This is a genomic window from Lebetimonas sp. JH292 (genome assembly GCF_000523275.1).
GTDB lineage: Bacteria > Campylobacterota > Campylobacteria > Campylobacterales > Nautiliaceae > Lebetimonas.
On record NZ_ATHQ01000001.1, the window covers coordinates 1,240,084 to 1,252,047 of the forward strand.

Below are 11,964 nucleotides of genomic sequence, written 5' to 3' on the forward strand. Positions count from 1 at the left end.
TTCGCTTTATTTAGTCAGTGCTTATATAACATTAATAGAAAGGAAAAAAAATGAATTATCTTTTAAATACATACAACAGATTTGATGTAGAATTTGTAAAAGGGAAAAATGCTACGCTTTGGGATAAAAACAGTAATGAATATATAGATTTCACGGCTGGTATAGGCGTGGTAAGCGTGGGACACGGCAATGAAAGATTTGTAAATGCAATCTGTGAGCAGGCCAGAAACATTATTCATATTTCAAATATTTACAGAATACCTCCTCAGGAAATTCTTGCAAAAATGCTTGTTGAAAAAACAGGTTTAAATGCGGGTGTTTTTTTTTGCAACAGCGGAGCGGAGGCAAATGAAACAGCTCTTAAAATTGCAAGAAAATACGGGGAAATAAACGGAGAAATTAAAAAATATAAAATAATAACACTTGAAAATTCATTTCACGGAAGGACTATTTCCACCCTCAAAGCAACGGGACAGCCTAAATTTCACCAGTATTTCGGTCCTTTTCCTGACGGATTTACATATGCCAAAAATATAGCCGATATTGAAAATAAAATAGACGATAAAACGGTTGGGGTGATGATTGAACTGATTCAGGGCGAAGGCGGGGTCAATCCTTTTGATAAAAACGAAATTAAAGCTTTGGCTAAAATGCTAAAAGATAAAGGTGTTTTGTTAATTGTGGATGAGGTTCAGACCGGAATTTATCGAACGGGAGAATTTTTTGCAAGCGAACTTTACGGAATAAAACCGGATATTATAACCCTTGCGAAAGGTCTTGGAGGAGGCGTTCCGATAGGGGCTGTTATCACTACGCTTAGGGATGTGTTAAAACCGGGGGATCACGGAAGCACATTCGGGGGAAATTATCTTTCCACAAGAGCCGGAATTGAGGTGATTGAAATTTTGGACGAATATAAAAAAAGCGGAAGACTTGATGAAATGTGTAATTATTTTGAAGACAAACTGGTTGAAATAGCAAAAGAATATCCCGAAAAATTTGATAATGTGGCGGGATACGGACTTATGCGGGCACTTAAATGCCACAACACCGAAATAAGGGATGAGGTGGTAAAAAAAGCTTTTGAGAAAAAACTTCTGGTTTTAAAAGCGGGCAGTGTTTCTGTTAGGTTTTTGCCTCCTTTAACCATTACAAAGGAAGAAACAGACGAAGGTTTTGACAGATTAAAGGCCGCTTTATGCTGAAAAAACTTCTTTTTTTAGCCCCTATTGCTCTTTTTTCTTATGATAATTTATTAAATAATTTAAAAAACCGGGAGTTTGATTACGAAAAGAATTATTCTATCGAAAATTCAAAAGATTTAAGCAAATCCTGGATGAGTCCTGTCAATTTCAGCTATTCGATAAATAAAACAAATTTAAATCCCAAGCGTGTTAGTAAAAATTTTTCAATAAGCGTTAATCAACCTATTTTTAAAAGCGGGGCTATTTATTATTCCATAAAATATGCAAAAAATTTAAAAAATCTTAATTTAATTAATATTGAACTTAAAAAAAGAGAACTTGTAAAACAGGCGCTTGAGCTTGCAATTGATTATAAAATAAATTTGATAAACAAAAATATTATAAAACTTAACATAAAAAACACAAAAATAGACATAAAGAAAAAAAAAGAGGCTTTTTTAAACGGGGTGGGGGATTCCACACTTCTTAACGATGCCGTTTTAAAGCTTAATTCTTTAAAATTAAATTTGGTAGATATTGATTTGGCGCTTTTTAAACTTAAAAAAAATTTTGAAAAAATATCAAATCTTGATATTACAAAAGTAAATCTGCCAAAGTTGAAACTTATTTGTAAAAATGATTATGTAAACAAAAATCTTGAAATAAGTTCTGAGAGATATAATATAAAAATACAAAAAGATTTGTATAAAATGAATGTCGGAAACACTCTTTTGAGTTTGAATATAAACGGAAATTACAATATAGTAAAAAACTCTTATAAAGAAAACCTGCCCACTCTGGATGAAAGCACTTATAATTATTATAATATCGGCATAAGTCTGAATTGGCCGTTTAATTTTAATGCATTAAATAAAATTCAAAAATCAAAAATAAATTATTTAAAATCAAGAATCGAGCTTAACGACAAAAAAAATGAATTAAGCAAAGATTATGCGGTTTTGTTGAAAGAGATAAAAATTATAGACCAAAAAATCAAAATATATAAAGAAAATATAAAAATATATGATTCCCTTATAGCTTCAACAAAAGACGCTATAAAAGGAGGCGATGCAACCGGGCTTGATTTGGACATTATGGAAAATTCCCAAAAAACCTCTTTACTCAACATAAAAATACTAAATCTTCAAAAGCAAAAAATATTATTAGAACTTTTTTATAAATTATCAATTTCTAATTTTTCTGTTTCTTTTAGTAACTTTCAATATTATAGGAGTATTAATCTCTTTTTATTAATATAACTTTTAGTTATAATTTAATAATAAATTTGAAAGGAGCATTATGAAAGTAGATGTTTTAATTATCGGTGCCGGAGGGGCAGGGCTTTATGCTGCTTTGAGCGCCGCAAAAGAGGCAAAAGGGCTTAATGTAGCGGTAATGAGCAAAGTTTATCCTACCCGTTCTCACACAGGTGCGGCTCAGGGCGGTATAAATGCGGCTCTTGCAAATGTAGACCCGAGTGACAATGAAAAGCTTCATACATTCGATACAATAAAAGGTAGCGATTATTTAGCTGACCAGAGGGCGGTAAAATATATGTGTTTTGAAGCTCCGAGAATTATTCGGGAAATGGAGCATATGGGGGTTCCTTTTTCCAGGCTTAACAACGGAAAAATAGCCCAAAGACCTTTTGGAGGGGCAAGTAAAGACAGAACATGTTACAGTGCGGATAAAATGGGTCATGTAATGCTTCATACATTATTTGAGCAGTGTATAAAAAATGATGTTAAATTTTTAAATGAATGGTTTTTATTAAATATAGCCCATAACGGAAAGAGAGTTCAGGGAATAAGCGCTATAAATATAGCAACTGGAGAAATTAAATTTATTAAAACAAAAGCCATTATTCTTGCAACAGGCGGTCACAGCAGGATTTACTGGGGATATACCTCAAACGCACTCGGCTGTACGGGGGACGGTACGGCCGCCGCTTTTAGAGCGGGGCTTCCTCTTAAAGATATGGAATTTTTGCAGTTTCACCCCACAGGACTTAGAAAATCTGCCATTTTGGTTACAGAAGCTGCAAGAGGAGAAGGAGGACATCTGAAAAATTCCCTCGGTGAAAGGTTTATGAATAAATATGCCCCAGAAAAAATGGAACTGGGACCCAGGGATCTGGTCAGTAGAAGCATAGTTCAGGAAATTAGACAGGGCAGAGGATTTAAAGACGAAGAGGGAAGGGAATATGTCCATCTTGATTTGACCCATTTGGGGGCAAAAAAAATAAAAGAAAGACTTCCTCAAATAAGAGAACTTGCAATCGATTTTGAAGGGATAGACCCTATAAAAGAGCCTATTCCGATAAAACCGACAGCCCATTACGCAATGGGAGGTATTCATACAAATGTAAAATGTGAAACACCGATTGAAGGGATTTTTGCAGCTGGAGAGGCTCAGTGTGTCAGTGTTCACGGCTCAAACAGATTAGGGGGAAATTCCCTGCTTGATATAGTGGTTTTCGGCCATGTTGCAGGACTTGAGGCGGTAAGATATGCTGAAGGGGTGGATTTTGAAGAAGGCGGTGAGAGTTTGATAGAAGATGAAAAAAGAAAAATAAACGAACTTATGAATAAAGAAAGCAAAGAAACTTTGGGAGATTTAAGAGGCGAACTTGGCGAAATTATGTTTAAACATTTCGGTGTGTTTAAAAATGAATCTGAAATGCTTGAAGGTTATGATAAATTAAAAAAATTAAGGCAAAGAGCTAATAATAATCTAGGGGTTGAAGATAAATCAAAAGTGTTTAATCTCGATTTGCAATCAACACTTGAATTTTTCAATTTACTCGATATTGCCGATGTTTTGGCCTACGCTTCACTTAAAAGAAAAGAATCACGCGGTAGTTTTTACAGGGATGATTATCCAACAAGAGACGATGAAAACTTTTTATACCATTCAATGGTTAGTAAAAATACTGACGGAAGTTTTGATTATAAAAAAGGTGAAGTTGATATAAGTTTATATGAACCGGCTGAGCGTAAATATTAGTTGTAAGTTCTAAATTCCAAAGTTACAAGTAATTACTTAGAACATGGCAATTTGGAACTTGTTAACTTAAATTGGTCTCCCGGGGGGGATTCGAACCCACGACCTTCGGATTAGGAATCCGACGCTCTATCCTACTGAGCTACCGGGAGAAGGAATGTAATTATACCAAAAAGGATTTAAAATGGAAAAAATAAAATATATTGCAAAAATAAAAAGATATAATCCTGAAAAAAATGAGAGTTACTGGCAAGATTTTGAAGTCGAAGTTGAAGATACATTGACTGTGCTTGAATTATTAATGCATATAAAAGATAAAATTGATTCAAGCCTTACATTCAGAGCGTTTTGTAGAAGTGCAATCTGCGGCAGCTGTGCAATGATTGTTAACGGCAGAAGCACCCTTGCGTGTAAAGTTCAGGCAAAAGATAAAATAAGAAACGGTGTAATTAAAATTGAGCCGCTTCATCATTTGCCGGTAATAAAAGATTTGGTGGTAGACCAGGAACCCGCTTTTGATAAACTAAAAGAAATAAAACCATATCTTGAACCTGATCCAAAAAAAGTACCCGATAATCTAAAAAGCGAATCTTTGGTTAGCCCTGAAGAATTTGCAATGTATGATAAACAGACGGACTGTATTTTATGTATGGCATGTTACGGTCAATGCAATGCACTTGAGGGTGATGAAAAATACCTTGGCCCCTTTCAGCTTACAAAAGCGTTTAGGTTTATAATGGATAGCCGCGATGGAATGGATGTTGAAGAAAGGGTTAAATTGGTAGAAGAAAGCGGAATATATGAATGTGTGCAGTGTCAGATGTGTCTTGCGGCATGTCCTAAGGGAATTAAACCGGCAGAAGACATACTTCAGCTAAGACGTATTGCAAAAGATGTGGGTGAAGATACACCTGCAATAAGAAGGGCAAGATTCTGGTTTCAGACTGTTTATGAAACAGGACAGATTGACAAATTTAACCTGCCGGTTGTAGCTCTTGAGGATGAAGGGGAAGAAATAAAACAAAATTTGGAAAAAGAATTTAGAGAAAGAGGACTTAGGGAAGAAGAATTCGGGCCAAAACCGTTTAAGGGTATTAAAGATTTTCAAAACTTTATTAAAAAACTGCAAAAGGAACTTAAATGAAAAAAATAGGAATTTATCCTGGATGCTGTTTTCAGGGGGCTGATGTTCATAATTATGATATAACCGTCGGTTTTCTTAAAAATATGGGAATTGAAGGGATATTACTTGATAGGGCTGCCTGTTGTGGAGGAGGTGTTATTGATGAAACTAACAAATTGGTTGTTTACGGGCTAAATGCCAGAAATATTGCTTTGGCAGAAGAAAAAGGTGTGGATTTATATACTCCCTGCAATACCTGCTATATGGTCATTGCAAAAACAAAACTCGCACTAGACAGTGACCCTGAACTTAAAGAAAAAGTAAATAAAATACTCTCTGATGAAGGGCTGGAGTATAAAGGTGAGGCTAAAATTTATCATACATTAAATTTAATAAGGGATTTTATAGGGCTTGACGAATATAAAAAAAGACTAAAAAGAGAAATCAGCGGAGTAAAAGTAGCGCCTTATTACGGGTGTCATGTTCTTGCTCCAAACGAAGTGGCGCTTGATGATGTGGATAATCCTACCATTTTAAAAGAAATTCTTGAGCCGCTTGGTGTTGAGGTAATTGAAGGTTATAAAAACGAAAATACATGCTGCGGATATCATGCAAGTTATACAGATAAAAATCAAAAAGAAAGACTTGCAATAAAACCTCTTGAGGGGGCAAAAGAAGCTGGGGCTGATATTGTGGCTACACCGTGTCCGTTATGCCATAAAGCCATGGATGGGAAGGAAGAGCCGATATTGCAAGTAACCCAGCTTATAAATGTAGCTTGTGGAATGAGCCCGGATGAGACAGGTATAAACCTTAATAAAACAGAAGTTAAACTCTCAATTTAACTTTTGTTTATGAATTATGAAATAATTGAAAAAATAGGTGAGGGAAACAGGGGGGAAGTTTTTAAAGTTAAGTTGGAAAACGGTGAAACTGCGGCACTTAAATGGCTTAAAAGCGATTTAGCCAAAAAAGAGTATGGATTTTTAAGACTTTTAGACGGTTTTTATGCACCAAAACCCCTTTTTCTCGGAAAACATTATTTTATAATGGAACTGGTTGTTGGAAAGCCTCTTAAAGAGTTAATTAATACAAAACAATATTATGAAACTTTAAAAGAAACTTTAATTGGAGCATACGAGCTTGATAAAAAACATATATACCATACCCAGCTTGGAAGATATTATCATATAATTAAAAGAAAAAAAGATATTAAATTTTTGGATTTTGAGAGGGCAAAATTAACTAAAAATTCCCGTAATTTTTTGCAGATAATCGGATATTATTTAAACAGGGATGAAAAATTTGATAAAAGTAAGTTAAATAAAATAATTGATTTATACAAAAAAGATAAATTAAAAGCTTTGAATTTGTCTCTTAAAATGATTGATGAAATTTTTTAAAATATTTAATGTGATATAAATTTGACAATAAATTTTTTTTGTAAGATAATATTAATAAAATTTTAAGGAGTATAAAATGGCTGCAAAACCTTATACCACACCATCTTGGAAAGAAATCACTTTTAAAGACGAGGGGCTTGATGCGAGGGCTCTTATAACAATGACCGATTTAAAAGGTATTATTACTTTTGCTTCCCATGCTTACAGGCAGATGACAAAATTTACAAAAAGCGATTTAGTGGGCTCTCCCCATTCAATTGTAAGACATCCTTTTATGCCTGAAGCCGCCTTTAAGGATATGTGGGATACAATTCAAAGAGGTGAGCACTGGAGCGGAATGGTTATGAATTTAAGAAAAGATTCAAATCATTACTGGGTGGAAGTAAACTGCGATCCGATAGATAAAGAAGGCGGCATTGTTCATGATCCAAATAAAATAGCCGGATATTTAGCTATCAGAAGAGAGCCCAGCAGAGATGAAATACAGCAGGCTTATGAATTATATAAAGCTTTGAGGAAATCTGAACTTTTAGAAAAAAAAGCCCTTAAAGAATGGGAAAGAGAACTTTTGTTAAAACTCGACAAATTACCTAAAAATGCGGAAGATTTATTGGCTAATAAATGAAAGAAGAGTTTTTTATAAAACAGTTTAAAAATAAATATATCGGGGATGACGGGGCAATTATAAATGAAAAATGGAAAATGAAAAATGGAAAATGGATAGTTGCGAGTGATTCTTTTTTTGAGAATATTCATTTTAAAAGAAAATGGTTTCGTTTGGATGAAATAAGTTATAAAGCAAGTCTGGTAAATATCAGTGATATTATTGTTATGAATGCCAAGCCAAAATATGCTTTAATAAATATAGGGTTTCCTAAAAGTTTGAGTTTGAAAGAAATTGAACTGCTTGCTAACGGATTTAAAAAAGCAGCGGATGAGTATAATTACGAAATAATTGGTGGAGACACCATAAGAAACGATAAAATAGCCATATCGATGACATTTATGGGAGTAAGTAATAGGCCCGTTTTCAGAAAAGCCAAACTTGATGAATATGTGGCTTTTACCGGGGATTTGGGAAGTGTAAAAAAAAATTTGCAGATACTGCTTAGAGGTGAAAAAATATCTAAAAATTCCAAATTTATAAAACCCCTTTTAAGAGATAAATTTTTTTATAAGGTTTCAAAATATATAACAGCGGCATGCGATATAAGCGACGGGCTTTTTAAAGAGCTTGAGCGAATCAGTAAAATTTCAAATGTTGATTTTGAATTTTTTAAAAAATTTAATAAAAGAATAGGATGCAGTGGGGAAGAGTATGAAATACTTTTTACTTTTCCAAAAAAAAATCTCTCTGTCATAAAAAACATTTCAAAACTGACAAGAACCCCGATAACTGTTTTTGCCGTGACTAAAAGGGGCAGATTTAAAAGTGTCTGTCCTGAAAACCATTTTTAAGAAATTATATGAATTTGCTAAGAGAGTTTTTGATTGGAAAATTTTAAAATATACACTTTTACCTTTTATATTTTCTATAATTTTTTGGGGAACAGTGTTTTTTTTATTTAAAAATTTGATTTACACTTTTATAAATTCATATATTTTATATCTTCCATTTGGAGAAAAATTACTGATATTTTTAAGTAATTTTATATATTTTATTCCCATTGTTTCTATTTTTGGATATACTTTTCAATTAATAATTATGGCACATTTTGTACTGAAGCAATGTAAAGGAAACAGATGATATATTCACACAGCCCTGTAAATTTTCATTTTAATAAAAACAGCGAAAATTTTTTTGTTGAGGAAATTCCGCTTTATTCGTTTGAACATACCGGTAACTGGCTGATGCTTAAAATAAGAAAAAAAGATTTAACAACCCCCCAGATGATAGATATAATTTCAAAAAAAACCGGAATAAAAAGAAATGAAATAGGTTATGCGGGGTTAAAAGACAAAGACGCACTCACAATCCAGTGGATAAGTGTCCCACGTAAATACAGAGATGAAATTAACAGATTCGAAGATAAAAAAATAAAAATTTTACAGCAGGATTTACACAGAAACAAGCTTAAAATAGGTCATTTGGAAGCAAACAAATTTTTTGTAAGGCTTAAAAAAGTACTTCCTGTAGATGCAAAAAAAATAGAAAGAATTTTAATCGATATAAAGAAAAACGGAATTCCGAATTTTTTCGGATATCAGAGATTTGGAAGGGAAAATAACGTCGCACAAGCAAAAGAGATAATCGAAGGTAAAAGATTTATAAAAAACAGAAGGCTTGAGAAATTTTTGATAAGTGCTTATCAGTCAAAACTTTTTAACGAATGGCTGATGGATAGGATAAAACTCAGTAATATTTTTGAATTGAGTAAAAATGAACTTATAAATTTGGGATATGAAAAAAATCTGATTGATTTTGTTAAATCTCAAGAGCATCCTTTTAAACTTCTGCCCGGGGATGTAATGAGCCATTATCCGCTCGGAAGGCTTTTTTATTTGGAAGATAAAAAAGATACAAAAAGGTTTTATAATAAAGACATTTCCCCGACAGGGCTTATGCCGGGCAAGAAAGCTATGAGGGCAAAAGATTTCGCCAGGCATATAGAAGAAAAATACGACGAACTGATTCCGGCAAACGGAGACAGGAGAATTGCCTGGATTTTTCCTGAAATAATTGATAAAAATTATATTAAAGAAAAAGCCTGGTATGAATTCAGCTTTATTTTGCCAAAAGGCAGTTATGCAACTGTTTTAATTGATATTTTAAAAGGAAATATCAATGAACTTGCCTAAACAGGCAACTTTTGTTGCCACAATTACCGCTTTGACTCTGGCAATTGCAAAATTAACCGTAGGTTTTATGAGCGGAAGTGTTGCGGTTATCGCAAGTGCTCTGGACAGTGTTTTGGATATGGCAGTAAGCATATTTAATAATATTGCAATAAGGGTCAGTGAAGAAAGGCCTAGCGAAAAATTCAATTACGGAAAAGGAAAAGTCGAGGCGTTGGCGGCTCTGTTTGAAGGAACAATCATTATATTAAGCGGTCTTTTTATTATGTACGAAGCCGTTAATAAAGCAATTCACAAAGAGGTTATAACCCATCTTGATATTTCTATTTATGTAATGCTTTTTTCCATTGTTTTGACAGGATTGCTTGTCAGTTTTTTATATTATGTGGTAAAAAAAACAAATCATCTGGTTATAAAATCAGATTTACTACATTATAAGACAGATTTAATTACAAACCTCTCTGTTTTAATATCTTTAATAATTGTAAAGTTTACGAAATTTGTTTATATTGATTATATTTTATCTGTTTTAATAGGCGTTTATATTATCCGTGAAGCCAGTGAAATTGTAAAAGAGGGTTTTGAAATACTTTTAGATGTTTCACTTGATTTTAAAACTGTTGAAGCTATAAAGCAGATTATTAAAAAAGAACCTCTTGTACTTGATTATCACTGCTTAAGAACCAGAAAAGCAGGAAACAGAAATTTTGTGGATGTGCATTTAGTATTGACGCCTGATATGAAACTGAAACTTGCCCATACAATAATAGAAAATGTTGAAGAAAAAATCAGAAAATTAGAGCCTGAAAAAGTTTGGGTGATTAATATTCATGCCGACCCTTATGACGATTCTTTTATAAATAAACTTCAGGAAGAGTGCGATTAATAAGAAATTTTAATATTTCATATAATTTTTTCTTATAATTATTGTAATTAAAAATTTTTTTATATACAATTCGTTTTGAACATTTGCTCAAAAAGAGGAGGCATAAATGAGAAGTTTACAATATTTTCCAGTTCAGCTTTTTGCGGTTGTAATGGGTCTTTCAGGTTTAACCATTGCATATGCAAAAGCGTTTCATTTTTTACATTTGCCGTATTGGCCCTACTTTATATTGCTTATTTTAGATACAGCGGCATTTTTTTGTATTTTTATTACTTATATGATTAAATGGATAAAATATCCGGATGCAATAAAGGCTGAGATTAATCATCCTGTAAAAAGTTCTTTTATTCCGGCCATTTCAATCAGCTTTTTGCTTATTTCCATTGCATATATGGATTATGCCCCTACTATCAGTGTAACATTTTGGTGGATAGGTGCTTGGCTTCATCTGTTTTTTACATTCAGCGTAATTAAATTTTGGATAAGACACAGTTTTGATGTAAAAATGATAAGTCCAGCATGGTTTATTCCTATTGTAGGCAATGTATTGGTGCCTGTTGCAGGAGTTGATGTTGTGAATGAATACATTAACCTGTTTTTCTTTACTTTGGGAATTTTTTATTGGATTGTTTTATTTACAATAGTAACATACAGAATGATTTTCCATCATCCGTTGCCTAAAAAACTGATACCTACATTTTTTATTTTAATAGCACCGCCTGCTGTAGGATTTATCAGCTATTTTAGAATTACTTTTGGAAGTATCGATATATTTAGTATGATATTATATTTAATCGGATTGTTTACTTTTTTACTTTTAATTGCAAAAAAAAGCTTATATACGCAAATACCGTTTTTTATTTCGTGGTGGGCATATACATTCCCGCTTGCGGCAATTACAATTGCCACTACTTTAATTTACAGCAGTTTTAGAAACTGCTCAATGTATTGGTTTTCATTATTACTGTTAGTAATAGTTACCGTTGTTGTATTTTATGTTGCATATAAAACATATTTGGCAATAAAAGCACAAAAAATTTGTATACCAGAGGAGGAATAAATGAATAAAAGAAGTTTGATAGGCGGATTTATAATAGGTTTTGTTGTAGCGGTATTTTTAATACCTTTGTTTTTTAAATTATCGGCTGAGAATATGCTTTTTAAGAGAATAAAAAGTCCTTACAGTTTTGAAAAAACAGTTAAATTATTAGCGAATAGAATATCACATCAGCCCGGATGGCATATTGTAACAATTATCAACCAGGAAGAAGAAATCAAAAAATACGGTGGTCCTGATGTGGGAAAGGTTGCAATTGTTAAATTTTGTAATGCTAAGCTTGCAGGAAAAATGCTAAGCGATGATGACACAAAATTTATGGCCGTAAAAATGCCTTTGTCAATTGCTGTATATGAAGATTCAAAAGGTCAGGTTTTTATTTCTTTAATGAACGGATATCTGTTAACAAGAATGCTTAGCGGTACAAAAGAGGGTAAAATTATGGAATTGGTTGTCAGAGATATAGAAAGTATATTATCATTTGTTCATTTCAGATATACAATCTTCTAATT

The 11,964-nt window shown here is 32.7% G+C and carries 12 protein-coding genes and 1 tRNA gene; 12 read left to right on the forward strand and 1 reads right to left on the reverse strand.

Going from position 1 to position 11,964, the window contains the following annotated elements:
• Positions 1-50 precede the first annotated feature (50 nt).
• Genes DZ64_RS10930 through DZ64_RS0107775 form a run of 3 tightly spaced genes read left to right on the forward strand, consistent with a single transcriptional unit; the run spans position 51 to position 4,190 of the window.
• Entirely contained in the window at positions 51-1,205 is a 1,155-nt protein-coding gene (locus tag DZ64_RS10930; RefSeq protein ID WP_035003202.1) for an aspartate aminotransferase family protein, read from the forward strand.
• Positions 1,199-2,443 carry a TolC family protein gene (locus DZ64_RS0107770; RefSeq protein WP_024790107.1) on the forward strand — a complete coding sequence of 415 codons (1,245 nt, stop codon included), beginning with the start codon at positions 1,199-1,201 and terminating at the stop codon, positions 2,441-2,443. The genes DZ64_RS10930 and DZ64_RS0107770 overlap by 7 nt, the downstream gene beginning before the upstream one ends.
• Positions 2,444-2,483: 40 nt before the next feature.
• Entirely contained in the window at positions 2,484-4,190 is a 1,707-nt protein-coding gene (locus DZ64_RS0107775; RefSeq protein ID WP_173391330.1) for an FAD-dependent oxidoreductase, read from the forward strand.
• A gap of 72 nt (positions 4,191-4,262) precedes the next feature.
• On the opposite strand, the gene DZ64_RS0107780 is transcribed toward DZ64_RS0107775, so the two are convergent.
• A tRNA-Arg gene (locus DZ64_RS0107780) sits at positions 4,263-4,339 on the reverse strand.
• A gap of 32 nt (positions 4,340-4,371) precedes the next feature.
• On the opposite strand from DZ64_RS0107780, the gene DZ64_RS10935 reads away from it, so the two are divergent.
• From DZ64_RS10935 to DZ64_RS0107830, 9 genes are all read left to right on the forward strand, one after another.
• Positions 4,372-5,331 carry a succinate dehydrogenase/fumarate reductase iron-sulfur subunit gene (locus DZ64_RS10935; RefSeq protein WP_051430014.1) on the forward strand — a complete coding sequence of 320 codons (960 nt, stop codon included), beginning with the start codon at positions 4,372-4,374 and terminating at the stop codon, positions 5,329-5,331.
• Positions 5,328-6,155 (forward strand): CoB--CoM heterodisulfide reductase iron-sulfur subunit B family protein, encoded by an 828-nt coding sequence (locus tag DZ64_RS0107790; protein ID WP_024790110.1) that lies wholly within the window; start codon positions 5,328-5,330, stop codon positions 6,153-6,155. The genes DZ64_RS10935 and DZ64_RS0107790 overlap by 4 nt, the downstream gene beginning before the upstream one ends.
• A gap of 9 nt (positions 6,156-6,164) precedes the next feature.
• The gene (locus DZ64_RS0107795) at positions 6,165-6,713 is read left to right on the forward strand and encodes an RIO1 family regulatory kinase/ATPase (RefSeq protein WP_024787988.1); all 549 of its coding nucleotides are present in this window, start codon (positions 6,165-6,167) and stop codon (positions 6,711-6,713) included.
• Between the two features lie 76 nt (positions 6,714-6,789).
• Positions 6,790-7,338 carry a PAS domain-containing protein gene (locus DZ64_RS0107800; RefSeq protein ID WP_024790111.1) on the forward strand — a complete coding sequence of 183 codons (549 nt, stop codon included), beginning with the start codon at positions 6,790-6,792 and terminating at the stop codon, positions 7,336-7,338.
• Positions 7,335-8,171, forward strand: coding sequence for a thiamine-phosphate kinase (locus tag DZ64_RS0107805; RefSeq protein WP_024790112.1), 837 nt, complete (start codon positions 7,335-7,337; stop codon positions 8,169-8,171). The genes DZ64_RS0107800 and DZ64_RS0107805 overlap by 4 nt, the downstream gene beginning before the upstream one ends.
• 285 nt (positions 8,172-8,456) lie before the next feature.
• Complete coding sequence (gene truD, locus DZ64_RS0107815) at positions 8,457-9,512, forward strand: tRNA pseudouridine(13) synthase TruD (protein WP_024790114.1); 1,056 nt, start codon at positions 8,457-8,459, stop codon at positions 9,510-9,512.
• Entirely contained in the window at positions 9,499-10,395 is an 897-nt protein-coding gene (locus DZ64_RS0107820; RefSeq protein ID WP_024790115.1) for a cation diffusion facilitator family transporter, read from the forward strand. Before truD ends, DZ64_RS0107820 begins: the two co-directional genes overlap by 14 nt.
• A gap of 106 nt (positions 10,396-10,501) precedes the next feature.
• Positions 10,502-11,455: an SLAC1 anion channel family protein gene (locus tag DZ64_RS0107825; protein ID WP_024790116.1), complete on the forward strand. Its 954-nt coding sequence runs from the start codon at positions 10,502-10,504 to the stop codon at positions 11,453-11,455.
• Positions 11,456-11,962: a DUF302 domain-containing protein gene (locus DZ64_RS0107830; protein WP_024790117.1), complete on the forward strand. Its 507-nt coding sequence runs from the start codon at positions 11,456-11,458 to the stop codon at positions 11,960-11,962.
• Positions 11,963-11,964 lie beyond the last annotated feature (2 nt).